The organism is Oenococcus oeni DSM 20252 = AWRIB129, assembly GCF_000372485.1.
GTDB lineage: Bacteria > Bacillota > Bacilli > Lactobacillales > Lactobacillaceae > Oenococcus > Oenococcus oeni.
This window is the reverse complement of the sequence record NZ_AQVA01000007.1, coordinates 41,038-66,554: the sequence shown is the minus strand read 5'-3', so window position 1 is coordinate 66,554 and position 25,517 is coordinate 41,038. Positions and strand designations below refer to the sequence as shown.

General features: G+C 36.0%; 27 protein-coding genes, 3 tRNA genes and 1 pseudogene. 15 read left to right on the top strand and 16 right to left on the bottom strand.

Going from position 1 to position 25,517, the window contains the following annotated elements; all coding sequences use genetic code 11:
• Positions 1–12: 12 nt before the first annotated feature.
• From A3G9_RS0105930 to A3G9_RS0105920, 3 genes are all read right to left on the bottom strand, one after another.
• Positions 13–1,185 (bottom strand): NAD(P)/FAD-dependent oxidoreductase, encoded by a 1,173-nt coding sequence (locus A3G9_RS0105930; protein WP_002821485.1) that lies wholly within the window; start codon positions 1,183–1,185, stop codon positions 13–15.
• 435 nt (positions 1,186–1,620) lie between these two features.
• Positions 1,621–2,241: a LysM peptidoglycan-binding domain-containing protein gene (locus A3G9_RS0105925; protein WP_002821486.1), complete on the bottom strand. Its 621-nt coding sequence runs from the start codon at positions 2,239–2,241 to the stop codon at positions 1,621–1,623.
• A 194-nt stretch (positions 2,242–2,435) separates the two neighbouring features.
• The gene (locus A3G9_RS0105920) at positions 2,436–2,909 is read right to left on the bottom strand and encodes a DUF669 domain-containing protein (RefSeq protein ID WP_002821487.1); all 474 of its coding nucleotides are present in this window, start codon (positions 2,907–2,909) and stop codon (positions 2,436–2,438) included.
• An 89-nt stretch (positions 2,910–2,998) separates the two neighbouring features.
• On the opposite strand from A3G9_RS0105920, the gene A3G9_RS0105915 reads away from it, so the two are divergent.
• The gene (locus A3G9_RS0105915; protein ID WP_002819689.1) at positions 2,999–3,859 is read left to right on the top strand and encodes a CPBP family intramembrane glutamic endopeptidase; all 861 of its coding nucleotides are present in this window, start codon (positions 2,999–3,001) and stop codon (positions 3,857–3,859) included.
• 32 nt (positions 3,860–3,891) lie between these two features.
• Here the strand turns inward: A3G9_RS0105915 and A3G9_RS0105910 are convergent.
• Positions 3,892–3,963 (bottom strand) — tRNA-Asn (locus tag A3G9_RS0105910).
• A gap of 175 nt (positions 3,964–4,138) precedes the next feature.
• Here A3G9_RS0105910 and A3G9_RS0105905 point away from each other — a divergent pair.
• From A3G9_RS0105905 to A3G9_RS0105870, 7 genes are all read left to right on the top strand, one after another.
• Positions 4,139–4,990, top strand: coding sequence for a sulfite exporter TauE/SafE family protein (locus tag A3G9_RS0105905; protein WP_002819690.1), 852 nt, complete (start codon positions 4,139–4,141; stop codon positions 4,988–4,990).
• Positions 4,990–5,364: a DUF1634 domain-containing protein gene (locus tag A3G9_RS0105900; RefSeq protein ID WP_002819691.1), complete on the top strand. Its 375-nt coding sequence runs from the start codon at positions 4,990–4,992 to the stop codon at positions 5,362–5,364. Before A3G9_RS0105905 ends, A3G9_RS0105900 begins: the two co-directional genes overlap by 1 nt.
• Positions 5,365–5,375: 11 nt before the next feature.
• Complete coding sequence (locus tag A3G9_RS0105895) at positions 5,376–6,185, top strand: Cof-type HAD-IIB family hydrolase (protein ID WP_002817784.1); 810 nt, start codon at positions 5,376–5,378, stop codon at positions 6,183–6,185.
• A gap of 257 nt (positions 6,186–6,442) precedes the next feature.
• Positions 6,443–6,525, top strand: a tRNA-Tyr gene (locus tag A3G9_RS0105890).
• 47 nt (positions 6,526–6,572) lie between these two features.
• Positions 6,573–6,645, top strand: a tRNA-Gln gene (locus A3G9_RS0105885).
• A 254-nt stretch (positions 6,646–6,899) separates the two neighbouring features.
• Positions 6,900–7,361, top strand: a complete 462-nt coding sequence (locus A3G9_RS0105880) for a hypothetical protein (RefSeq protein ID WP_002819693.1) — start codon at positions 6,900–6,902, stop codon at positions 7,359–7,361.
• Between the two features lie 274 nt (positions 7,362–7,635).
• Positions 7,636–8,718: an acyltransferase family protein gene (locus A3G9_RS0105870; RefSeq protein WP_236608169.1), complete on the top strand. Its 1,083-nt coding sequence runs from the start codon at positions 7,636–7,638 to the stop codon at positions 8,716–8,718.
• Positions 8,719–8,760: 42 nt separating this feature from the next.
• Here the strand turns inward: A3G9_RS0105870 and A3G9_RS0105865 are convergent, their stop codons facing one another.
• From A3G9_RS0105865 to A3G9_RS0105840, 6 genes are all read right to left on the bottom strand, one after another.
• Positions 8,761–9,180 carry an Ohr family peroxiredoxin gene (locus A3G9_RS0105865; protein ID WP_002819709.1) on the bottom strand — a complete coding sequence of 140 codons (420 nt, stop codon included), beginning with the start codon at positions 9,178–9,180 and terminating at the stop codon, positions 8,761–8,763.
• Between the two features lie 157 nt (positions 9,181–9,337).
• Positions 9,338–10,753: an MFS transporter gene (locus A3G9_RS0105860; protein ID WP_002821488.1), complete on the bottom strand. Its 1,416-nt coding sequence runs from the start codon at positions 10,751–10,753 to the stop codon at positions 9,338–9,340.
• A 24-nt stretch (positions 10,754–10,777) separates the two neighbouring features.
• Positions 10,778–11,194, bottom strand: a complete 417-nt coding sequence (locus tag A3G9_RS0105855) for a MarR family winged helix-turn-helix transcriptional regulator (protein ID WP_002819711.1) — start codon at positions 11,192–11,194, stop codon at positions 10,778–10,780.
• A gap of 566 nt (positions 11,195–11,760) precedes the next feature.
• Entirely contained in the window at positions 11,761–12,291 is a 531-nt protein-coding gene (locus A3G9_RS0105850) for a phosphatidylglycerophosphatase A family protein (RefSeq protein ID WP_002819714.1), read from the bottom strand.
• Between the two features lie 59 nt (positions 12,292–12,350).
• Positions 12,351–12,983, bottom strand: coding sequence for a hypothetical protein (locus tag A3G9_RS1000000110695; protein ID WP_002821489.1), 633 nt, complete (start codon positions 12,981–12,983; stop codon positions 12,351–12,353).
• Positions 12,984–12,985: 2 nt separating this feature from the next.
• Positions 12,986–13,363 (bottom strand): PaaI family thioesterase, encoded by a 378-nt coding sequence (locus A3G9_RS0105840; RefSeq protein ID WP_002819716.1) that lies wholly within the window; start codon positions 13,361–13,363, stop codon positions 12,986–12,988.
• Between the two features lie 145 nt (positions 13,364–13,508).
• Between A3G9_RS0105840 and A3G9_RS0105835 the strand changes: the two genes are divergently transcribed.
• Together A3G9_RS0105835 and A3G9_RS0105830 are read left to right on the top strand one after the other, a co-directional pair.
• On the top strand, positions 13,509–14,402 hold the full coding sequence (locus A3G9_RS0105835; protein ID WP_002821490.1) for an aldo/keto reductase: 894 nt from the start codon (positions 13,509–13,511) through the stop codon (positions 14,400–14,402).
• An 81-nt stretch (positions 14,403–14,483) separates the two neighbouring features.
• A complete protein-coding gene (locus A3G9_RS0105830; protein WP_002821491.1) occupies positions 14,484–16,355 on the top strand; it encodes an FAD/NAD(P)-binding protein in 1,872 nt (623 codons plus the stop codon).
• 39 nt (positions 16,356–16,394) lie between these two features.
• Here the strand turns inward: A3G9_RS0105830 and lepB (A3G9_RS0105825) are convergent, their stop codons facing one another.
• The 6 genes and pseudogenes from lepB (A3G9_RS0105825) to A3G9_RS1000000110755 form a co-directional block, all read right to left on the bottom strand.
• Positions 16,395–17,015 (bottom strand): signal peptidase I, encoded by a 621-nt coding sequence (gene lepB, locus A3G9_RS0105825; protein WP_002819719.1) that lies wholly within the window; start codon positions 17,013–17,015, stop codon positions 16,395–16,397.
• Positions 17,012–17,632 (bottom strand): signal peptidase I, encoded by a 621-nt coding sequence (gene lepB, locus A3G9_RS0105820; RefSeq protein ID WP_002819720.1) that lies wholly within the window; start codon positions 17,630–17,632, stop codon positions 17,012–17,014. The genes lepB (A3G9_RS0105825) and lepB (A3G9_RS0105820) overlap by 4 nt, the downstream gene beginning before the upstream one ends.
• Before the next feature lie 2 nt (positions 17,633–17,634).
• A complete protein-coding gene (locus A3G9_RS0105815) occupies positions 17,635–18,495 on the bottom strand; it encodes a membrane protein insertase YidC (protein WP_002821492.1) in 861 nt (286 codons plus the stop codon).
• On the bottom strand, positions 18,476–18,844 hold the full coding sequence (rnpA, locus tag A3G9_RS0105810; RefSeq protein ID WP_002817798.1) for a ribonuclease P protein component: 369 nt from the start codon (positions 18,842–18,844) through the stop codon (positions 18,476–18,478). The genes A3G9_RS0105815 and rnpA overlap by 20 nt, the downstream gene beginning before the upstream one ends.
• A gap of 30 nt (positions 18,845–18,874) precedes the next feature.
• A complete protein-coding gene (rpmH, locus tag A3G9_RS1000000109885) occupies positions 18,875–19,009 on the bottom strand; it encodes a 50S ribosomal protein L34 (RefSeq protein ID WP_002819722.1) in 135 nt (44 codons plus the stop codon).
• A 182-nt stretch (positions 19,010–19,191) separates the two neighbouring features.
• Positions 19,192–19,362 (bottom strand): annotated as a pseudogene (locus A3G9_RS1000000110755) (hypothetical protein); the annotation flags it as partial.
• Positions 19,363–19,457: 95 nt separating this feature from the next.
• Between A3G9_RS1000000110755 and dnaA the strand changes: the two are divergent.
• From dnaA to gyrB, 5 genes are all read left to right on the top strand, one after another.
• On the top strand, positions 19,458–20,810 hold the full coding sequence (gene dnaA / locus A3G9_RS0105800) for a chromosomal replication initiator protein DnaA (RefSeq protein ID WP_002821493.1): 1,353 nt from the start codon (positions 19,458–19,460) through the stop codon (positions 20,808–20,810).
• Between the two features lie 174 nt (positions 20,811–20,984).
• Positions 20,985–22,109 carry a DNA polymerase III subunit beta gene (dnaN, locus tag A3G9_RS0105795; protein ID WP_002817931.1) on the top strand — a complete coding sequence of 375 codons (1,125 nt, stop codon included), beginning with the start codon at positions 20,985–20,987 and terminating at the stop codon, positions 22,107–22,109.
• 126 nt (positions 22,110–22,235) lie between these two features.
• Positions 22,236–22,457 (top strand): S4 domain-containing protein YaaA, encoded by a 222-nt coding sequence (gene yaaA / locus A3G9_RS0105790; protein WP_002817801.1) that lies wholly within the window; start codon positions 22,236–22,238, stop codon positions 22,455–22,457.
• Complete coding sequence (gene recF / locus A3G9_RS0105785; RefSeq protein ID WP_002817932.1) at positions 22,444–23,565, top strand: DNA replication/repair protein RecF; 1,122 nt, start codon at positions 22,444–22,446, stop codon at positions 23,563–23,565. The genes yaaA and recF overlap by 14 nt, the downstream gene beginning before the upstream one ends.
• A complete protein-coding gene (gyrB, locus tag A3G9_RS0105780) occupies positions 23,558–25,516 on the top strand; it encodes a DNA topoisomerase (ATP-hydrolyzing) subunit B (RefSeq protein WP_002821494.1) in 1,959 nt (652 codons plus the stop codon). Before recF ends, gyrB begins: the two co-directional genes overlap by 8 nt.
• The last annotated feature ends 1 nt before the right edge of the window (position 25,517 follow it).

Here is a 25,517-nt window from a genome sequence, read left to right as displayed (position 1 = left end):
CTCAACTTAAAATCACTTACTGCTCATCATCGCTTTAAAACCGGCCAACTCAAAAACAGTGCGATCATTAACAATACGTTTAAGTGGAGCAACTTTATGGCCTTTCAATTTCCAATGGCCCATAAAGGATAGTTCTGCGACTCCGTTGGTTGGGCCCAAAGAACAGACGGTTCCAAGACTGTGATAATTAAATGGACTGGTCTTTTGATTATTCAATTTAGCAATAATATTGGAAGCGGCCAAAGTAGCCTGAGCGACCGATATTTGACCGGTCGTTGGATAAAAACGACCATCTGGGCTTGGAACAGCGGAAACATCCCCGATGATGAATTCATTGGGATCATCGGAAGAAGATAAATCATTCTGAACCGCAACTCGATTTCGCTTTTGTGTATAGCCGGAATCATTAATAACGTGACTGCCTTTAACACCGGTTGTCCAAATAATTGTATTAGCATTGAAAGCTTTGTCTTTACTAATAACGGCTCCTTTTTTAACTTCTGTAATCGGTGTTTCGGTATAGAATTCAACACCCTGGTTCTTCAAATAATTAACTGCATAATCGACCAATTTTGGATCAAACATCGGCAGTACCTTAGGCGCTGCTTCAATGCAATAAATTTTAATTTTTTCTGCCGGCAAATTAAATCTTTTAACGAAGTCCGGCAAGCGATGAAGCAGTTCTCCAATATATTCAATCGAAGTAAAACCAGCTCCGCAAACAGCAATGTGAAGATCGTTTTCATCATGACTGCTTTGAAAACGGGCCAGAGTTTCTTCCAAGTGCTTCTTAGCAACTAAAGCAGTATCGATATCAATGATTGGCAAACCAAATTCATCAGCGCCTTTAATGCCGAAGGTCTCGGACTCAAAGCCCAGGCAGGTTACCAAATAATCATAGGAAACAGTGCTTTTGCTCTTTAATTCAACCTTTTTATTCTGACGATCTATTTTGACAACTTCATCTTCAATAAAGTCGACTTGGTTGCCAATTACATCACGAATATTTAAACTTATATCATTTGGACTTTTACTACCGATTGCAACTTCATGAAGTTGAGTGGATTCATAATGATAAGAGTTTTTGTTAATAAGAACAATTTTGGCATTAGCTTTATGGTCAACGAGTTCTCTAACAACTCGTAATCCGGCATAACCGGCACCTAAAACAACAATCGTTTTCATAAAAATCTCCTTAATAAAAAATTTGTATAAGCTTTTTGCTTAATACCCAAATAGAAAAGCAAAACATTTTTGGTTTGCGGATACTAATCAGCAAAAATAATCTCAGCACCTTCTTAACCCATACATAACTAGAGGATTTAGAACCAGATTTTACAGGTCTGGTTCTAAGACAATTGTAAGACCAATCAGAGATATTCTAAATTTAATAAGAAAATCAAATGATAACCGACAGTATCCTTTGGAAACCAATAAATAAAAGAAACGGACAAATGTCAAGGTAAATATAGACACGTCCATCATTAATAAATAATAACAATCGCTTTCATGAAATTCATACCAAAATCGAAAAAAACGTATCAATTACAACCAAATTCAAAAGAAAAATAAAAAACGTCCCTAAACAAATTAGAGACGTTTCTATGATAAACACTATTTTTACCAACCACCGGTTGTTGGAACGTTTTGCCATCCACCATAACGGGAATTAGCATACCAATTAGCAACAGCATCTTGGTGGGCAGCACTAAAATCAGAAGTAGAGCCACCAACTGCGGCAACACCAGCCGCCCAAGTTGAAGCAGAGAACTGGTAAGCTCCCAAATAACCGTTCCCAGTAAAGGTACTGTAGTTATTTCCTGATTCAATCTCACGACGCAACAATGCTGAACTACCGCCAGAAGTTGTTGAATAGCTACTTACATTAGTAGTAGCGGCACTACTTGGAGTTGTAGTAGTGCTAGTCGTAGTTGTCGAAGTTGTTGCAGGCGTAGTAGTTTCTACAGCAGCTTGCGAACTTTGAGATGAAGTCAAAGTTTGTGTTGCTTCGGTGCCATCAACTGTTAATTGATCACCAGTATAAATTAGGTTAACGTTAGATATTTTGTTTTCTTGAGCAAGTGAATCAACACTTGTATTGAAGTTCTTGGCAATTTTCGATAATGTATCGCCAGATTTTACAGTATAGGTTGTATCTGCACTAGCGCTGACAGCCGAAAAAGAAATTGCAGCTATTGAAGTCACAAGTACAGTACTTAGGTTTGCTTTTAAATTGAACATAAATATAGATTAGCCTAGCGATATTACGAAAACTTTTGATCAATATTATTTTAATTACTATCTATTTACGGGTTATTAAATTAAGGGAGTATGTAAGCCGTTTGATGTAATAAAGTAACATTAGCTTAATAAAAAGGCCTTTAATTAGTAAAAAAGATGGATATTATCATCCATCTTCAACATAACTAAGGTCTTTAAACATCCTCTAAGAGTACTTGTGTTGGTTCCCAGTCCCACGGAGCGATTGTTTCCTGCACCCGATCTTCACCTTGAAAGGTCGAAATGTCGTGTGTTAAATTGACTCGGACTGCCTTCAATAACAATTCTTCTTTGAATTCATCAAAGTTTGTATAAACACGTTTGTTAGAGGCGCCAGCCGCAACAGCGATCGCATTTAGAGTTGTAAAACGGTATTCTGGGTTTTTCTCCGAATTCCAAACAGCCGTGAAGAAAACCCGTCCGGCATATTTCCCATTAGTATTGTCCAAATCTTCTTCCTGATCTAAACCGCGTCTGACTTCAAGTTGAAACCTGATTCCGGAATTACCGGTTGTTGCTTGTTTTTCAACGATATCCTTAATAATTACTTCGTATGTTCCGGTTGGCAAAGCATCATAGTTATTGGCCTCTGGTAAATGATCATAGTCTGTTTTCAAAAAATCTGTCATCTTTTCTCCTATATTCTTTATTACGTTTTTTTGATTAAAATAAGAAAAATTGACGATTAAAAATATAAATGCTTTAATGATAGAAACTTATGGCAAGAAAACTCACGAAAAGCAGACTAGCAGTTAAAACAGTATTGATTTTCGTTTGGATCCTGCTCAGTATTTATTCAACAAGTATATTAGTCGGCAAGCTTGCCCAGGAATATTTTTTAAAAGAGGAAAATGTCAATATTTTCTCCAATAGTTTTACAAATAACTCTTCAAACACGACAACAAGTCTTGAATTAAATATAATTTCCGAAAGTCTGTTTTTTATCCTATTATTCTTAGGCAACCGTCTTTTCTTCCATGTAAAGATTAAAATAGCGACACGACGTTTTGCCTGGGGCTTGATATACGTTTTACCACTGGGCATTTTCCTGATTGGAAACGTTATTCAGGCTCTCAACACTTTAATAAACAAACAGATTGATCAAAATGAAATTATTCTGGCACTTGTTTTTTCTGTGATCGTCGGAATAGCCGAAGAATTTGCTTTTCGGGGATTGATATTAGGAAATTTATTGACTTATCATAAAAAAAGTCTGTTTTATTACTTTTCGGCAATATTGATTCAAGGATTTTTCTTTGGTGGACTGCATTTGGTTAATCTCGATCGTCAAACTTTTTCGGTCACCTTTACGCAAATTATTTATGCCAGTGCAATAGGAATAATTTTTGGAGTTGTCTATGAAAAAAGCGGCAGCATTGTTATTACAATCTTGGCTCATGCTTTAATCGACGGACTGGCCTTTATAGCCGATCCGACAGCCGTAATGAAAAAAAGTTTAGAAACTCTGCCGTCTTCGACATATGTAGTAATGGCGGGAATCTTACTTTTCATTATCGCCTATGAGGCATTAACGATTCTTTTGGCAAATAAAGCGAAAATGGATAAAATTTGGCAATAAAAAAACAGCAAATATTGTTGCTGTTTCAAAAACTGTCCAGGCTGGGTTCGAACCAGCGACATCCGCATTAACAGTGCGGCGTTCTACCACTGAACTACTAGACAATAGTAAAGTAATTATAACTACTTTATTTGATTTTAGCAAGCTTATTAACGATTATCAATAAAATAATCATAATTGAAAATTTACATAAAATTCATAAAGAAAAAGAGACTTTTTATTAATTCTCAAGAAAAATAAAAATCGCCTTCCTACCTATTTATCGATAACATAGTAAATATGAGTTTTACTTTGCTTATTGTTTATATTTCGATTGGTATTCTTGCCGGTGTTTTCGGAGCTGTTTTGGGTTTGGGCGGAGGAATGATCGTAACTCCAATTCTTGTCTTGGGTTTTAACCTACCAATTCACTATGCAATCGCCGCTTCGATTATTGCCGTAATCGGAACTTCTTCAGGTGCTTCGGTGGCTTATTTAAAAGACGATTTGCTAAATATTCGTGTTGCAATGTTTCTTGAGATTTTTACAACTATTGGCGCTTTAATCGGAGCTGTTTTAGTGGGTATTTTTAAAGCATCCTGGTTAAATGCTTTCTTCGGCTTTCTTTTACTGTACCAAGGTTTTGCAATGTGGCAGAAAATGCATAGCAAAAAAGCCGATACACTAGCTTTAAAAGACGATACAGCTGCTCGAAAATTAAACCTGGATTCTTCTTATTATGATAAATTGCAAGGAAAAGAAGTCACTTATCATATTCAAAAAGTACCGTTTGGAGCTCTGATAATGTTTGGCGCCGGTTTTGCATCCGGTTTGTTGGGAATCGGTTCGGGCACGTTCAAAGTCTTTGCAATGGATACTGTTATGCAAATGCCGTTAAAACCATCAAGCGCTACCTCCAACTTCATGATGGGAGTTACAGCTGCTGCTTCGGCTCTAATCTATTTTTTCAATGGAACGATCCAGCCTTTGATCGTCGCCCCAATTGCAATTGGAATCATTTTTGGATCGACTTTAGGATCAAAAGTAATGCCCTATTTACCAAATAAACTGTTGAGAGGTATTTTTATTCCAGTTGTTGTTCTGGCTGGAGTTCAGTTGGTTATTAAGGCTTTGGGAATTAACTTATACTAATGAAAAACGAAAATAGACAAGAAATTAAAAACGAAAGCAATATAGAAGAAGGAATTGGTTGGATTCTTAGAATCGGAGTCGCTATTGCGGTTATTATTATGTTTGTTGGTGTCCTATTATTCTTTATTAATCAAAATACCGGTTACGGAAAAACAATTCCCGTCAATCTGGTTTTATTAATTAAAGGATTGGAAGAACTAAAAGCCGGAGCCTGGATTATGATTGGAATTTTTATCTTAATTCTTACGCCGACTATTCGGGTTTTTGCTTCAATCTTTGCTTTTCTGATCGTTAAAGACTATCTATATACAGCAATTACTGGACTTGTATTCTGCATTTTGTTATTTGCTGCTTTTATTGGATTAAAGGGTTAACTAAAAAAACTATGTCGAAAATAAAACTAATCACAATTGATATTGATGGAACTTTACTGTCAAGCGGTCAGCAAGTGCCCAAAGAAAATATTCAAGCAATTAGGCAAGCGGTCAACCAAGGAATTAAGATTGTTATTGCTTCCGGCCGGCCATTATCGGGGATTCTGCCTTGGCTGAAAATCATTGGCGTCCCTAAAGCTGATGATCAATTTGTGATTGCGTTTAATGGCGGAGTAATTCAAACGACTTCAGGAAAATTAATTGCCAAAAATGCAATTGACTATAACGGCTATAAAACATTACAAAATTTTGCAGATAAACAAAATGCTTATTTTCAAGTTGAATCGCTGGATGGATCGCATACTATTTCCCGTTTAATACCCAAAGAAGCACAGATGGAAAACTATTTAATTAATTCTGCTTTACAAATTCACGACCAAATGCCGGAAAAAGTTGAGTTTATTAAACCAATGATCAACGGAAGTCAGCAGGAATTAGACCGTCTTATATCGATAGTACCCAAAAAAATAGAAAAAAATTTCAATGTCGTCAGAGGGGCCTGGTATAACTTGGAATTTATGTCCAAAAAGGCTTCTAAAGGCAGCGCTCTCGCAATCCTCATCGATCATTTGGGAATCTCAAGTGACGCAACAATGGCGATCGGAGACCAAGGTAACGATCTATCAATGTTTAAAGTAAGTAACTTAGCTGTCGCAATGGGTAACGCAGCAAATGAAATAAAATCAAAAGCCGATTTCGTAACAAAAACGAATAATCAAGCAGGCGTCGGCTTTGCAATATCGAAATTTGCGATCAATTAATTTTTAAATTTACTTGATTGACAAACTTAAAAGACGGAGCAATAAGATAGGCACATCTAGGAAAGGAGGCGATCCGTTTTGAATTCAATTAAATCTGAACTTCTCAACGGTTTCGCCGCTTAAAGGAAGAGCGGCGGAAGCTGTTGAGAGAACCCGGGCAAATTTAGTTAGATGGCTCGGGTTTTTATTTCTCTTTTTTTGGAAAAATACTTGATATTCGTATCATTTTCCCTTAGAATAATTTAGTCAATGCGATTGGGAGTGTAGCGAAGTGGTTAAACGCTGCGGACTGTAAATCCGCCCTCTTACGAGTTCGTAGGTTCGAATCCTACCGCTCCCATCGGTAATAGGATTCGCTTGTTCGTCACGAATTTATTACCAGTATATTGCCCCATAGCCAAGTCGGTAAGGCAGCGGTTTTTGGTACCGCCATGCGCTGGTTCGAGTCCAGCTGGGGCAATAATTAATTAAAGCCGATATATCCAAATGTTGATATACCGGCTTTTTTGATAGTTAAATTGTATGAAATAAGATAGGGTATTAGCAGTAATTTCAATAATTAAAATCGCTATCTAATGTTTATAGGCATAGCGATTAACGTTGCTTCTATAATTTAAAATAAATTTTTATGTCTGAACAAAGTGTATTTTTTTAAAACTGCTCAATTTCCAAGACATCTTTAATTAAGGCGATAATATAATTAGGAAAAATTATATGGCATACAAAGTTGACTTTAAAAATGTCTCAACAATAGGCTTGGAAAGTTCATCAGTTGCTGAAGCTTTGGCCGGTTTGCGGGCAAACGAGGCTCGCTATTTTTGGAATAAATATAAGCATCATTTTATAACAATACCCGCCGCAGAAAATCCAGAAATTATAGCATGGATTAAAAAAATATTGGCTGAACGGGATCTTCATTTTTCCTACAAAGCGTTGGAAGTTAGTCAGTTCGAAGTCGAAGGAATCAAATTTGCTTATGCATTTTATGAAAACGGTTTGGTAGTTAATATCATGTATTCATTAACAGACAGAAAAAAACGTGCAGTTGGCTTTAAGTTAGCAGACGGAATCACAATTCCTCCCGAATTTGAAGGTAAGTTCAAATTTGCCCGACAAAAATCAAAATTAGCCGGTACGATACGTGGTTCCTTTTTCGTAATAAAAAATGAATATTAACTTTAATAAATGATTATTAATTCTATAATATGTTTAATCGTCACTAACAAAGTAGTACCAATAACTTATAAAGCCTTATTCAGCGGACTCCAGTCCTCCTTTCAAATTAAAAAACTCACGATTTTTAAAAAATTAAGGCATTTTTAGTTCAGAAATAAATAAAATCATCGATTTTAAATTTAATCTTTTTTAAAATGAAAATAATAGTTTTAATCACATTGACTATTCCCTGTCTTAAGGGTATGAATAAAAATAGTGCTTTTGTTGCAAAAGGGTGAATAATGGAACAAACATTAAAAAATACTCGTATTGCTTGGATCGATATTTGCCGTGCAATCGCTATTACATTAGTCATTCTCTAGGTTCCTATTGGCCAGGAAATTTTGGCAATTTTATTTTTGCTGTTCATTTACCAATTTTTTTCGTGTTAAGCGGATACCTTTATAAGGCCAAGAGTTTTTTATATCGAGTGAGAACCGGAATCAAAACTTTGATAATACCCTATATAGCAACTGTGATGATAGAAATAGCAATCGCTTGTTTCGTCAAAGTTTTTCCGAATAATAAATTTTTATTCTCAAGAATCGGATCAATCAAAGGAATTCTCCTGGCAGCTGTGTATGGATCAGGAGGAGAAAGTATCACTCCTTTTAAAACTTTTATCCCTTGGATTGGTGCAATATGGTTTTTATTGGCTTTTTTCTGGGGATCGTTAATTTTTAATCAGATTATGAAATTGTCTTTTAAAAAATACGATCTGCTGTCAAAATTTGCGATATTTTCTGTCTTAACTTTAGTCGGCTATTATTTATCAAAGATTGTAACTTTACCAATGTCCTTTAATTCCGCTTTGGGATCAATGCTTTTCTTTTTTGCCGGATACCTGATTAGAAGATACAAAAAACTTTTTGATCAATTACCCCTTTATGCTTATTTGATTTTCTTAGCTTCATGGACCTATGTTGCGACTCTCGGTTTGTTTTCAATCGAAAATATGGCAGCCCCAAACATCTTTCTTAATTTGATTTCTTCAGTGGCTGATTGTTTATTTTTAATAAAACTCTCGATGATTATAGATTCATGGCTCGTTAAAAAAGATAAATACAAATTTAGACAGGAAATTCTATTGATTGGATCGGGTTCCCTTGCGATTCTCTGTTTTCATTTGATTGATTTGGATAACATTTCTGTCTGGACTATTTTATTAAAAAAACTGAACGATACTGTCCCTTACTGGTTTGCCATTATGATTGGAAACATCTATCTAATTATATTTGCATACTTGGTAGTAAAGATCATTCCTTTTGTTCCACTCCTTAAATCGTGTTTTTTTCCACGCAAATCAATTAAAAAATAAAAAGACAGGTCGCAGCCTGTCTTACGAAATCAAAAGAAGAATTTATATCTGATCTACAGCCTCAACGCTGACTTCGATATTACCCTTAACAGCCCGCGAATAAGGACAAGTTTCGTGGGCTTTATTTAATAGAGCTTGTGCCTTATCTAAAGAAATCCCCTCTATTACTCCTTTAATTTCAACGCCCAAAACAACATCCGGTATCTCGTTTTGACTTTGATTGTAAAGAGAAACCCTAACCTTGACTGTTGATGATCCGTTTATTCCATCGCTTTTTTTGATATAGTCCAAAGCGCTATTAAAACATGCGCTATAACCTGCCGCAAATAGTTCTTCAGGATTTGTTCCTGATACTTTGCTTCCTGGTTGTTCAATATTCAATTCAAACGAGTGGTTCGGAGAATGTGATTCCCCTGAACGTCCACCAGTATTAATCATGGTTGCTGCATAAATTTTTTGCATAATGTCACCTCCGACATGTCGGTCCTTCAAACTTTACTTATTATTAATAAGTTAATTGTACTTCGTTTCACGATTAAATGTAAACGCATACAACAAAATTTTTTGTATACCTGTATAAACTAAACGACCTTCACAATCAGATTAAAGGCAAAAACTATTAATTGCCCAACGATTTATACTGTTTTTTGTTAAAGCAAACCACTTTTGTTATGATCGCAAATTCAATAAAAGCAAGTATTAATAGAAAAAGTAAAGCATTTTTAGATCCTAATGCTGTCGATATTTTTTTACTCGAATCGACTTTGTCTTGGCTAAAAGTGATAATCGCAGCGACAATAGATGTTCCGACAGCTCCGGCAAACTGCTGTAAAGTATTCAAAATAGCATTGCCGTCAGCATTTAATTTATTTGGTAATTGTTTTAAACCGTTACTGATCAGATTACCAAGTGTCAAACCGACACTGGCCATATAAAAGATGTAAATGAAAAGAATTAAATTATCAGTCAAATGGAAGCTGAAGATTAGAAATAAAAGCGAAGAAACAAATGTTAAAAAGGCTCCAAACATTAACGGTTTTTTGGCGCCAAAATTATCCAATATTTTGCCTCCCAAGGGAGCTAAAACGGCCCCTAAGGCAGCCGCAGGAAATAAAATCAATCCAGAAATAAAGGCTGACTTCCCATTTACGACTTGAATATAATTAGGCAAAATCAAAGCTAAGCCTAAAGAGATTAATTGCAAAAGAAACAAAGAAATGGCATGTCCGGTGAAATTAAGATTTCTAAAAACATCAAAATTAATTAATGGTTGAGAAATATTTTTAGAGCGCCAAAATAATAGGCCAAAACCAAGAAAGCCAACCAACCAGGCTCCTAAAACAGCTAAACCAAATAACTTACTTGTACCAACATTACTGAAACCAATAATAAAACCACCGAAAAGAAGAACAATTCCGAAAAAACTTAAAAAATCAAAGCTATCCCTTTCAATTGAAGAAACTTGTCTGATTGTTATCAATCCAAGTATCAGAGAAACAAACAAAATTGGCAAAAGGAAGATAAAAATGAAACGCCAACCGATCGTAGCGACCACGATGCCGCCAAATGTTGGCCCAATCGCTGGAGCGATTGCTGTAATCAAGGTTCCAATCCCTATCATCATTCCAATTTTATTTGAAGGAACCTGCTCTAAAATAATATTAAACATTAAAGGCAAAGCAATTCCGGTACCGATACCCTGAATGAAACGCCCTAATAATAAAAATAGAAAATTCGGGGCAATTGCATCCAAAAAAACACCGAAAATAAATAGTAAATTAGCCATCACAAAAAGTGATCTGACTTTAAATCTTTTTTTAAAAAAAGCTGACAATGGCATGATAATCGCGACAACTAAAAGATAAATTGTCGTCATCCATTGAACCGTTGCCGTTGAAACATTAAACTCCTTAATTAATGTTGGAAAAGTAATATTCATGGCCGTTTCCACAACCACACCGCAAAAAGACATAATTCCGATCGCTAAAATACTTGCTAATAATTTTTTTGAAATTCCTTCTTCGTTTTCCTTCATACAATCTATCCTTTTTTAAATCTTTCAATCCGATTCAATCATCCGTTTCAAAATTTTCTCAAGAAAAACAACTTCTTCTTTGTTTAGCCCGGAAGTCATTTGTGATTGATCGGAATCCATATAACTTAAAATGATTGTTTCCAATTTGTTTGCTTTTTTAGTTAATTTAAGACATTTTTGTCGAGAGTCCTTGCCGCTTACTTTTCGATATAAGAGTTTTTTTATCTCCATTCGTTGCAATAAAACAGTAGCAGTCGAACTCTTGATACTGAACTCGCTTTCCAAATCTCTTTGTAAAACTTCTTTATTTTTATTGCGCGAAAGATAATCGATAATCGTCATTTGGGTTCCGGTTAAATCATATTTTTTTGCAAAAATATCAAACCTTGTCGACATTTGATTTGATGCAATTTTGAGTAGTCTTCCTAAATCACGTGACAATTTAATTCTCCTAAAACACTAGCTAGCTAACGATTATTATACTAACATAAACTTTTCCTTTCAAAAACAGTTATTATATTGGCCAATTTCATATTTATCTGTTGGCCAAAAACGATATAAAATTATAAAAAAATAAATTAGGTATTTACCTGAATTTTGAAAATCGTGTCAATCAGTTTAGGAAATTTTCTATTCAATTCCTTGGAACGTAAACTCAAATCGTTATGCAAGCCTCCCGTCTGATTGTTATCAATTCATTTCGACGCAAATTCCTATAATATTGTGATAGATTACTCTTTTTTCCTAAAGTCTCAAATGTCGAACATGATAATTCTGTTCCAACTTTGGCAAAGATTAAAAAAATTCCTAAACGGTCGAATCACTTAATGATTTAAGGATTTAGATAATATTAATAAAATAAATATCAGTTTAATGATCTGTTGCTGGAAAAAAATAAGATAAGTCCCCTTTGTTTTGCAAGGATTTGATTCTTACAAGTTCGATAATAATAACAAAATTACATTTCTTAGAATAGAAATTATCTAGTTATCACAAACAGATACTTATTATTCAATTTCATCATCAGATTCAATTGAATCAACAAAGCCGTTTGGGTATCTTTGAGCCAGCCTTGATCCAGCTGCAGCCGCAATTCCACCAATAATATCGTCGGCAAAAGTAGTTGTTATGTGATCATTGGTTTTACCCAAACGATCCAGCTTGCCGATAATCCCTGGCTTAACGTTGTCAACATATCCATATCCAGTAAAGCCAATCGATCCAAATGAGGCTGCAATCGCATTTCCCAGCAGTTCATCAACACCAAAAAGACCAAAATCCTCTTTAATAACACCATTAATTGGTTCTTTTAGTTTATCCTCTTCTGTCAAACGATCAAGTTCCAGCGCGACCCAAACAACGTGCTGAACTTCTCGTTTTTGAAGAACCCTTTTAACCGAATGCAAAGCAATTTCTTTTGTGAGGCCCGGCAAATACTTTAACTGAAAGTAATAGGTAATTTCAGCGATATCTGATAATTCGATTTTTCTTTCTTTTAATTTTTCAACTGTGTTTTCGTAATTGACGTGTTCATCCATAACTACCTCGATGTAGACAATAATTATAGTTTAAAAACAAAAACATACAAAAATTTGGATCATACTTTAATAATAATTCCAAGAAGAATTCCGATTATCAATGAAAAAGAAATTATGAAATAATTTTGAAGAGCCAAAATTGCTGTTGATTTAAGAAAGGGCCGAGCGACGAATTTTAGAATATTATTAAAGACCGAAAACAAAGAGAAGAAAATTAAAAAGGATGTCCAAGGAAGAAAACCAAATAAAATTGCTCCAGCAACAGCAAAAAAAGTAACTCCATAATCACTTGAGAAAAAAATAAGGTCCCTGCGTAAACCTCTTGAATCACTATCTCTGTTTTCTTTATTATTTGAAATTATTATAGCCAACTGATAATCGTAAATCGAAATAACAACCGGTAACAAAGATAAAAACATTAATAAATAAAATTCAAAAGGACTTTTCCTATAATTAGAATAAAAAATGATTAAAGGTAAGAAATAACCAAAAATCAAGGCATAAAACACAGCGCTTAGTCTTGTATATTCAAAATGTTCAAAAAAAGAAAAGAGAAAAGATAATATCAGATAAATTAATATAATAGTACTGGAAACAAACCAATTAATTTTTTGAAAGTTAAACTGAACGATCAATAAAGCAAGAATGATTGGCGGAATCATTAATTTTATTTCAAACAGATTTTTTTTCATTATTATTTGTCTTTGATATATAAAGTCACAGTAGAAACCGTTGTTGCTTTACCGATTCCATCAACGTAAGTTTTAACAGACCAAACTTGTGTTGTTCGGCCCCGATGTTCAGGAATCGCAACTGCCTGTAAAGCATTCCCTGTTTTCAGACTAACCGAACGTATTTGGTTTGTATTAACAGAAAGTCCCAACACCGTTTTATCTTCACTAACGTTCTCTTTTGCCGCAATCGAAGCAGTTGCTTCGGCCATAAAGGCATTGATACCGCCATGAATAATCCCCGCCGGCTGTAAAATCGCATCAGTAATAGGAATTTCCAAAATCGTTTGGTCTTTATCAATCTTAACGAAACGTATTTTTAAAGCATCGTAAACATTCATAAATAATAGTTTACTCTCTACTTCTATATAATTAGTAACATAGAGAAAAAAGCGAGCTCATTATTCATTGCCTGAATAAACTCATCGCTGTTTGATAATAAAACAATGATTGAATCCAGATCTTCTGGATTAAGAAAGGTTTTAAATGGAAATCAAAGCAAATAAATTAACTGATACTTACACATTAAACAACAATGTTCAAATTCCGGTTATTGGTTTCGGAACCTGGCAATCAGCTGATGGAGAAGAAGCCTATAACGCTGTAAAATGGGCCTTAGAGGCCGGTTATCGACATATAGATACAGCAGCGGCATATGGCAACGAGGAGTCTGTAGGTCAAGCAATCAAAGACTCCGGAGTAAAAAGAGAAGATTTATTCGTAACAACAAAGCTGTGGAATTATCAAAGAGATAATTATGAAAATTCCCTACGCGGATTCCATGATTCCATTACTCGTTTAGGGCTTGATTATGTTGATCTCTATTTAATTCATTGGCCTGAGCCAATCGAGTATCGTGATCACTGGCAATCATTGAATGCTGATTCCTGGCGGGCAATGGAAAAAATTTACAAAGATGGGAAAACACGGGCAATCGGGGTTTCAAACTTTCGTGAAAAACATATTGACGAATTGATGAAAACAGCAGAAATCGCCCCAATGGTAAACCAAATTTTTCTAAATCCTGGTGATCAGGAAAAAGATTTGGTGACTTATAATAAAAATCATAATATATTGACAGAAGCCTATTCTCCATTGGGAACCGGTAATCTACTGGACAATCCGGAATTAAAAAAATTGGCCGATAAGCACGGTGTTGATGTCGCACAAATTTTGATTCGTTGGAATCTTGAAAAAGGATATCTGCCATTACCAAAATCAACTCACCAGAAATATATTGAATCAAACAAAAAAGTTTTTAGTTTCCAATTAGACTATGATGATCATAAAACTTTGGATGCCTTAGACGGTCAAGGAAAGCAACATACGGACCCACATGAGCATAATTTTCAAAAAGTCGTTCTCTTCTTAAACAATTAGTTTTCAATAGAATAGATGCGAAATATTAACGAATATAGCCATAGTTAAATAAAACTATGGCTTTTTCTTATAATTAAAGTTATGAAAATTGCAATCATTGGTGCTGGTCCGAGAGGAATCGCGGTAGCAGACCGTTTAGTCGCTCGATCAGAAAAAGAAAAGGTAAATGTAGAAATAAAAATGTACGATCCCTACCCAATTGGAGGCAAGGTATGGAATCCAATGAATAAACTTAATCATTCTTTAATCACGAATACAGTTGTTAGTCAGGTGAGTTTTTTCATTGACGATTCGATTGAAAATCCCGGTCCAATCAGGCAAGGACCCAGTTTTTATGAATGGATCCAACAAATCGCACCAGAATATTTGAAGGGCAGCTCAGTTGGTAAAACTTATCTAGACAAATTAGATTTAAAAGAAAATGATTTCGCTCCACGCGGATTACTCGGACTCTATCAACAGTGGTTCTTTGAAAACATTAGGAAACAGACTGGAAAAAATTCCTCTCTGGCCTATGAACAAACAGAAATAAAAGCAATTACTCCAGTAAATCAACAATACAAAATCGATTTCTCCGGTACTTCAGAGAAGTTTGATTTCGTTTTCATGGCACTAGGATACGGAGAAAATAAATATAATGATGAAGAAAGAACTTTCGCGGAATTTGCCAAAAGGAATAAATTATCTTATTTTGGGCCAGCCAATCCCTCAGAGACAAATCTCGATGATATCCCAGCTACTCAGGCGGTCATAATTCGTGGTTTGGGTCTTACCTTCTTTGACTACATGATCATGCTGACAGAAAACAGGGGCGGAAAATTTGTCCAAGACGGTGAACAATTAAAATATATCGCAAGCGGTCGGGAACCGATTATTTTCGCCGGTTCTCGTAGTGGCCTACCTCTTCATGCGCGTGGAAGAAATCAAAAAGGTCCAAGTGAGGAATATAAACCAAGATTTTTCACTAAAAATAATTTAAAAAATTTAAAGAATCATACGGGCAATTTGGATTACAACAGTTTTTTTAAACTCTTTGATAAAGAAATTCAATATAAACATTACGAGAATCTAATCAAAGACCCTGATTATAGTAATATTATTCACAAAAGGACAAACCGTTTTCTACGTGAATTAAGAAGAAATCCAGCATCCAACTATGAAAAAATTGCTGAAGAGTATCATATGCCAAAAAATCAAATTTGGAACTGGGATAGAATCCTAAATTCTGCTTACAAAGCCGATCTTCATCAGAGCTTCAAGAATTGGTATATCAAGTATCTCGATTTTGACATTGAAGACGCCAGCAAAGGAAATAAAGACGCACCTTATGCCGGAGCTTATGACATATTGCGGGATATTCGTAATTTGATTCGTGATATATTCGAGAATCAATTTTTTCTTCCTGATGACAGTGAAAAGTTCTTGACAAAATTTAATGCTGTCAATAACTTTTTAAGTGTCGGTCCTCCATTAATAAGGATTAAGCAATTAAGAGCTCTGGTGGATTGCCACATTGTGAATATTCTTGGACCAGAAATGAAAGTTGAAAATGATCCCCGAAATAAATCATTCTTTGCAAAGAGTCAAAGATTAGAAATGATTAATGCAAAGAGCCTAATAGAAGCTCGCCTACCAAGTGTTGACAATGATCTGGCAACTCAACCATTAAGATTAATTCTCAATAAATATGGCTGGTATCATAAGACAAGATATCAAAAGAACCAACAACAAATTATTCTAAATGCTGCACAAATTAATCCTAAAACCTACCAACTGATTGATAGAATGGGACAAGTTGTACCAGGAATTTATTCTGCGGGAATTCCTCATGAAGGTGTAAGTTGGTTTACAACAATAATACCCCGTCCAGGAGTTAGAACGATTATTTATAAAGAAGCGGCTATAATTTCTAAAGAGATAATTAATGAGATTAAAAAAAGAACTGAAACATAATCAGTTCTTTTTTGCAGTGTTCCACGTGAAACATATTATTCATTCGAAGAAGTTGCGACTAAAATGATTTATATTATTAATCTTTGTTTTTGTTTCCCAGAAAAAAACCTTAACAACTCCTTCAATCTGCCTTTTTTTAATAAGGCCATACTGCCGACTATCAACTGGGTCAATTCGATTATCGGCTAAAACGAAATAACTGTTTTTTTGAACCTTCTTAATATTTCTCTGACTTTTAGGCCAATTTTTACTTAATGAAAGGGAATTGATTGACCAACCTGTATCAATCGACATTCCTGTTTCAGTTTTAACTTGTGAACTGATATAAGATTGATTCACTTTTTTGCCATTAACATACAACTGTCCTTTTTTGTAATTAACCTTATCTCCTGGTAACGCAACCACACGTAAAGCAATATCTTGAACTCCAGTATTCTGTTTTTGCAAATTATTAGTTTTAGAGACGATAACTGTTCCACGTGAAACATTAGCTTTCTTTTCCAAAAGAACAATTTGATTATTTACAAGATTCGGCGACATAGATTGACCAGATATTCTAACAAAAGAGAAGAAATTTCCTCTAAGAAAAACCGCAATCGCGATGCCAGCAATTGCGGGAATTAACCAAATTTTCAAAAAATACTTCAAATGTTTATTCATTTAACAAAAAAATTCTTCCAAACATCATTTATTTCTTGATGTCTACTTGCCCAAGGAAAAACCTTCGCGACACCGAGAACGTGAATTTTCTTAACAAAACCGAAATATCTGCTATCTTCTGATTTCGATCTGTTATCTCCAAGAACAAAATAATTACCAGCAGGAACAGTGATAGCTTTTCCGTCGATCCAATGAGACTTTCCGGAAACAAATGGCGAATTTCCTGAAGATAAAGTCTTTAGAGTCCAATTACTGGTGCCGGTCGTACGGTTATAGGAAGAAATATACTTTTGCGATATTTCTTTACCGTTAACATAAATATCACCATTCTTAGCTTCAATTTTATCACCAGGAACACCAATTACACGTTTAACATAATCTTTTTCTCCCGCTTGAATTCCAGGATCTTCCTTTTTGGCATCAAAAACAATAACCGAACCACGATGAACTTTTTCTGTCTTAAAGACCCAAATCCGTTCTCCGTTCTTAAGATTATTAAGCATTGAGTCGCCATTAACCGTAACAGGTACTAATAGAAAGGCTTGAATTAGCAAGGCTAACAGTAAACCAACAGCAATCGGAATAATCCAGGAAAATATCGACTTAATCCTTTCCATTGTCATTTCCTCCGCTTATGTGCTTTACGCAAGGTTTTTTTAATTGCTTTTTTTCTTTCTAATTCAGCAAGCTCTTTTGCCTTCTCTTCGGCGCGGACTTTAAATGGATTTTGAAGAAAGAAAGTTTGTACAACCTGAAAAGCATTTGTTGCTACCCAGTAAAGCGATAATGCCGATGAAACGGCCAGAGCAGAAAACAAAATGATAAATGGAAAAATATAAGGCATAGCCTTGGAGAATCCAGGTTGGTCTTTCCCCATCGAAGCAGTACTCATCCAAGAACTGATAAAGGTAAACAGAGCTGCCAATATAGGCAAAACAAAGTAAGGATCCGGACTTCCTAATTGAAGCCAGAAGAAAGATCCAGTTTTAAGGGCAGGGGTTGAAGAAACCGACTGAAACAAAGCCCATAAAACCGGTAGCTGAATCAGAACTGGTAAAAGAGAAGCATATGGATTAACGCCCGCTTCCTTATAGATAGAAGAGGTTTCCTCCTGCAAATTCGTCATTGAATCACGATCACGTTTGCCTTTGTACTTGGCCTGTACTTTCTTAACCAAGGGAGCAACTTTTGCCATGTTTTTCGAAGATGAAATCGAATAGACCATTAAGGGCAAAATCAGAAAGCGAATCAATAGTGTGAAAATTACAATACCAAAACCATAGGAATTTCCACACAATTTAGAGACACCAAGAATCGAATTCGCAAAAAATCCTGTGATTGATCCAAGAAATCCTTTGTAAACTGTCGAAGCGTTATTCGGAACAAAAGCGAACGCCACAATCGCAATCAAAGCGGCAATCGCAACTATAATCGAAGGCCAGCCGACTTTTTTAATAAAACTAGTTTTTTTCTTTTCCATTTAAAATTCCCGCCAAATCCAGTACATGCATTAATTGATCCTGAATTATTTTTTGTTTTTGCCCCTTAACCAAAGGTCGAGCGACAATAACAATATCTAAATTATTCGGGATAAAAAGAGAAATATTGTTAAAAGATTCACTAATACGACGTTTAACCCAAACGCGCTCATGTGCTTTACCAATTTTTTTTGAAACGGATAATCCAATTCGCCAATGCGAAACGTCTACCTCTTTTGGCTGAGTATCGCTATATACAACAAAATAACGGTTAGCAAAAGATTTGTGCTTAGCAAAAACTCTTTGGAAATCGCTGGTTTTTTTTATTCGAAATGGTTTCTTAGTGCCCATTTTACAAAAAAAGTCGCATAAGCGACTGAATCAAGCGGCTAATACCTTACGGCCCTTGGCACGACGTCGTGCAAGTACCTTACGACCATTGGCAGTACTCATCCGCTTGCGGAATCCGTGGACACGTTGTAAGTGCCTCTTCTTTGGTTGATAAGTTCTTTTCATGTTTTACTCCAATATTATGTCTTTACAGACAAAGGTACTGAAATATGGTAACACAAAAACCCCAATAATCTCAATAGTGACAAGCTTTTAAAAGAAATTTAATTGTCCACATTACCACGTTACGTGGTGTGGAATTATTAAGAAAGTTTAAAGAGAAAAGTGCCGTTATACCTGCTTTTCCACTAATTAACAACATATCCACAACTTGTTAACAAATAACCCTGTTTTTTATGTGGATTCTGTGGATAAGCGGTTAAATTGTGGAAAGATCGGGTATTTGTGGATAACTTTGCTTGTGGAAAAGTTTTAAAAAAGTGGAAAGAGTCAAAATTACCCACAAACTTGGGGATAAATTGGTTAACAGACTGTAAATATCTCGGAAAGTTATCTACACAGACTGTTGAAAATAACGCTCTGTTCCCGTTTAATTAGTCTAGTTGGGAAAAATATGAAAGACTCTTACTTTGATTTAAATACTTTTTGGAAGGGAATCCAGGGCCGTTTCGCCGCTAATATGGGGGAAACTGCTTATGAAAACTGGATTAAACCTGTTCGCGCCGTTAAAGTCGACTTGGCTAACAGAACCGTCGAACTGCAGGCACCAAACGATATCGTTATGCAGGCTTGGGATAATGGTAATTACACAGCAAAATTCATGGAGTATGCCTACGATGTTGCGCACGATTTTTTTAAGCCTGAACTAAAAGTCATAAAAGTCGTTGCCAATCCAGTTAATAATCAAAAATCAAATCAATCAAATAGCGATTTTGTCGCAACTGATTATCAGCTAAACCAAAATTTCACTTTCGACACTTGGGTCATCGGTGATGCCAACGAATTAGCTACCAGTGCAGCAATGGCCGTTTCCGAACAACCCGGTCGTCAATATAACCCCTTACTTATATATGGGTCTTCCGGTCTGGGAAAAACACATCTAATGGAGGCTATCGGAAATCGCTTGAAAGAACTGCAGCCCGATGCAATTGTCCGTTATATAACCACTGACGATTTTATGAATGATTGGGTTAATGCAATCAGCAAGAAAACAACTGCCGATTTTACCAGTAACTATGAAAACGTCGATCTTCTTTTAGTCGATGACATTCAGATGCTTCAGGGTAAAGATCGTTTCCAAGAAGAGTTTTTTAATATTTTCAACAAAATTACCAAATCCCAAAAACAAATCGTTATGACCTCCGATGTCCTGCCGAAAGATATTCCCGGACTGAATGCCCGACTTGTTTCCCGCTTTATGCAGGGTGTTGCTTACGATATCCAAAAACCGGATTTCCCGACAAGATTGGCAATTTTAAAAAATAAGTCGGAAGAAGTAGGTATCAGTATCGATAATCAAACATTAACTTTAATTGCCGAACAAATCGATACGAATGTCCGTGAACTGGAAGGTGCTTTCAATACACTAACCTTGATGGCACGCGCCGGCCGGCCGATCAACGTATCAAATGCCCAAAAGATTTTGGAACATTTAAACATTACGAGACAAAAAGTAATTACTCTACCCGACATCCAAAAGACAGTTGCCGATGATTACAATGTCAGCATTAATGATTTGATTGGAAAAAAGCGAAATTCGGATATTGTTTTGCCAAGACAAGTGGCTATGTATCTGATTAGAACCTTAACCGATACTTCTCTTCCTAAAATCGGTCAGGCTTTTGGCGGACGCGATCACACAACCGTCATGCATGGAACAGAAAAAATAGCCGATTTGATCGAGACTGATTATGCTTTAAAGCAAAGAATTGAAAATCTTTCAACAAAAATCAAAGAAAAGTCATAAAGACCAAACAAATTACGTATTATTAAGTTGTAGAGAAATATGGAGTTATACGTAAAGTTGTCCCAAGATTTTCCACCTCGCTATTAGCGGAAAATCGACTGATGAATTTGCTTATCCACAACTTCCACAGGCCTTATTATTATTACTAACCAAAAATATTATTTAGGACAAGCGATGAAATTTTCTGTTAAACGAAACGAACTAACAAATAAATTAAATATTGTAAGTCGGGCAATTTCTGGAAAGGTAATTATTCCAATCCTGACCGGTATTAAAATTTCTGTTTCCAATAACGAAATGACTTTGATCGGGTCTAATTCGGAAATATCAATCAAGACAGTTTTAACTGCAGATAAAGATAAAAAAAATTTGGTAATCGAAGAGCCCGGAGAAATTATTGCCAATGCTAATTTCTTTAGTAATATCATCAAACATCTTTCCAGCGACAAAGTAGAAATATCGACTGAGGGATCGCAAATTGCAATTGTTGGTGGAAGCTCTGATTTTACAGTTGCAGGACAATCAGCTGATAATTATCCGCAACTACCCAGACTCGATGATGCAAATACGATTAATATTCCATCTTCTGAATTAATCGATATTATTGGCGAGACAATTAGAGCTGTTTCGATTCAAGATTCAAGACCCTTATTAACAGGAATTCACTTTACAATCGGCGACAATCAAATAAAGGCTGTTTCCACTGATTCACACCGCTTATCTCAAAGAATCACCAAAATAGGAAATGACAGTCAGGCAGATGTCGTCGTTCCCAGCAAGGCTTTAATAGAATTACGTGCTTTGCTTGAAAATATTGATAATTTGAATTTACAGTTTGATCGTTCCCAGTTACTGGTTGATTTGGGAGAAACAACTTTTTACTCCCGTTTGCTGGAAGGACAGTATCCAGCAACGGATCGATTGATTCCGTCTGATTCGACAACTAGTTTCACGATTGATGCTGCTCAGCTTGCTCCTTCTTTGGACAGAGCCAGTTTGGTTGCCCACCAATCAGGCAATATTGTCGCTGAATTCTCGATCAGTCAGGATAAGTTAGTATTATCGACGGCTCAAAGCGAGGTTGGCAAAGTCCTGGAAGAATTGTCGATAGATAATTTTAAAGGCGAAGATTTAAAGATTAGTTTTAATCCCGATTTTGTTCGCGATGCATTGAGTTCAATCGGTGAAAGCAAATTGGATTTTTCATTTACAACAAATTTGCGTCCTTTCGTCATTAGACCCAATGGCGCCTCTGATAATAATAAGGTTCAATTAATTACACCGGTGCGCACGTTCTAAAATTATTGCGATTTAAGCAAAAATTATTAAATATAACAAAAGTTACCAAAACGCCAAAAAATTGCTTATATAGTAAAATTTGGCGTTTTTTGTTACAATGGGAAGAGTAATCTTGGGGGTGAATATTTGCAAAAAGTCCAAATCAACACCGAATTTATTACGCTTGGTCAACTTTTGAAGATTGAAGATATTGTCAGTTCCGGCGGCAGTGCAAAATTTTTTCTTAAAGAGAACGCAAACTCTTTTTTTGTAAATGGTGAATCGGAAAATCGTCGAGGACGGAAACTCTATCCAGGAGACTTAGTGAAGATTCTTAAAATCGGAGAGTACGAAATTGTTTCTCAATAGTCTCAAGCTCAAAGACTTTCGTAATTATAAAAGTTTACAAGTTGATTTTTCTAATTCGATTAATGTCCTAATTGGAGACAACGCGCAAGGGAAGACAAACTTATTAGAAGCGATTTATATTTTATCGATGGCACGTTCCCATCGTGATAATAATGATCGCGATTTGATTAATTGGTCATCTGATTTTTCGGATATTACCGGTGAAGTTCAAAGTAAGATGGGCAAATTTCCTTTAGAAGTCCGAATTACAAGAACCGGCAAAAAAGTTTTTGTTAATCATCTGACCGAAAATCGTTTATCAGATTATATTGGTAACCTACATACAGTTCTTTTCGCGCCGGAAGACCTTGATTTGGTTAAGGGGTCTCCGGGAGTCCGCCGAAAATTTATCGACAGCGAATTCGGCCAAATGTCGGCAAATTATTTGTTTAATCTTTTACAATATCGAAGCGTTCTTAAAAATCGCAATGCTTATTTAAAAAATATTAAATGGATTGGCAATAATCCGAAAATAGATGAAGATTATCTAAAAGTTTTAAATGATCAATTGATTGATTTTGGAAGTGAGATTATTTTTCAAAGATTTGTTTTGGTTAAAGAACTCGAAAAATACTCTTATCAAATTCATAAGGCAATTTCCAGGAACGAAAAACTGACGATTAAATATGCAAGTTTTTCTGGAATTGACGACCAGTCGACGAAAGAAGAAATTTCTAAAATTTTTAATAATCAACTGCTCAAAAATAAGACACGCGAATTATTTTTAAAATCGACAAGTGTTGGACCACATCATGATGATTTGAAATTTTCTATTAATGGAAAAGAGGTTGGTTCCTTCGCTTCTCAAGGACAGCAAAGGACGACTGCGCTGTCAGTCAGATTGGCAGAGATTGAAATGATGAAATACGAGACCGGTGAATATCCGATCTTATTGCTGGATGATGTTCTCTCTGAGTTAGATGGCGATCGCCAAACACAGTTATTGAATTTTATTCAGGATAAAGTACAAACGTTTTTAACAACTACGAGTCTTTCTGACGTGGAAAGAGATTTAATAAAAGACCCGAAAATTTATCAAGTGAAAGGCGGAACGCTCGTTAATGGTTGATTTAAAAAAAAATAATCAAGTAGCTCCTAGTGACAATAACTCTTATGGTGGGTCTTCCATCCAAATTTTGGAGGGACTTGAAGCGGTTCGCAAACGACCGGGAATGTATATTGGTTCGACTGCAAGTTCCGGTTTGCATCATTTGGTTTGGGAAATTATCGATAATGGAATCGATGAAGCACTGGCTGGTTTTGCCCATCATGTTACTTTGACGATTGAAAAAGATAATTCGATTACGATTACCGATGATGGCCGTGGTGTTCCGGTCGAAATTCAGCCTAAAACCGGGCGTCCGGCTATGGAAGCTGTTTTTACGATTCTGCATGCCGGTGGTAAATTCGATTCGAAAAGTTATAAAGTTTCCGGTGGGCTTCATGGTGTTGGCGCTTCGGTTGTTAATGCTTTGTCAAAGGAAATGGACGTCAGAGTCTATCGGGACAACAAAATCTATTACATGGATTTTGAACGCGGCCACATTAAGACAGAAATGAAATTGCTCGATGAACCAATGCGCCTTAAACGCGGCACAATTGTTCACTTTGCTCCGGACCCGGATATTTTCCGGGAAACAATCGTGTTCGATTATCGAACCCTTGCAAGCCGAATTCGCGAATTGGCTTTTTTGAATAAAGGGCTGCGTCTTTCTATAACCGATAAAAGAGTTGATCCTGTAAAAAATGAATCATTTATGTATGAGGGTGGAATTGCCGAGTACGTCAAATTTTTAAATAAAAACAAGCAACCGCTTTTTCCTGAACCAGTTTATGTCGAAGGGGAAGAAAACGGTATTCAAGTTGAGGTCGCTTTGCAGTATACCGATGCCGTCGCCGAAACCCTGATGAGTTTTACTAATAATATCCATACTCATGAAGGTGGTACGCACGAGACCGGTTTTAAAATGGCTTTGACAAGAATTATTAATGATTATGCCAAGAAAAAAGGTATTTTGAAAGATTCCGATGATCCGCTGAGTGGTGAGGATGTCCGAGAAGGAATTACGGCAATTGTTTCAATCAAACATCCCGATCCGCAATTTGAAGGGCAGACAAAAACCAAGTTGGGCAATACAGATGCCCAGCAGGTTGTAAATCATCAGTTCTCAACGATTTTTAATCGTTTTATGATGGAGAACCCGGAAACTGCCAGAGCGATCGCTAACAAAGGATTAATCGCTTCTAAAGCACGTGCCGCTGCCAAGAAAGCACGTGATTTGACGCGTAAAAAGTCCGGACTGGAAATTAGTGCTTTAGCTGGAAAATTAGCAGATAATACTTCCCGCGACCCAGAGATTTCCGAATTGTTTATCGTCGAGGGGGATTCAGCCGGCGGTTCCGCCAAGCAAGGCCGTTCTCGTTTGACACAGGCTATTTTACCGATTCGTGGAAAAATTTTGAATGTTGAAAAAGCTACTTTGGATAAGGTCCTGGCTAACGAAGAAATCAGGTCTTTATTTACGGCGATGGGAACCGGTTTTGGCGAAGAATTCGATATTAGCAAGTCTCATTATCACAAGGTAATTATTATGACTGATGCCGATGTCGATGGAGCGCATATCAGAACCCTGCTTTTAACTTTGTTCTTTAGATATATGCGTCCTTTGATTGACGCCGGCTATATTTATATTGCTCAACCACCTTTGTATGGAGTCGCGATCGGAAATTCGGATCAGCGTGTGTACCTTGATTCCGATGAGGAACTTGATCAATATACTGCTACACTGCCGGCAAGTCCTAAACCACGGATTCAGCGATACAAGGGTCTTGGTGAAATGGATGCCGTTCAGCTTTGGGATACAACTATGGATCCAAAACATCGTCGTCTCTTGCGTGTCGATCCGGAATATCAACCGGAAGTCGATACAACTTTCGACATGCTGATGGGTGACCGGGTTGAACCAAGACGTGAATTTATCGAAGATAATGCTCAATTTGTTGAAGATTTGGATGTGTGAG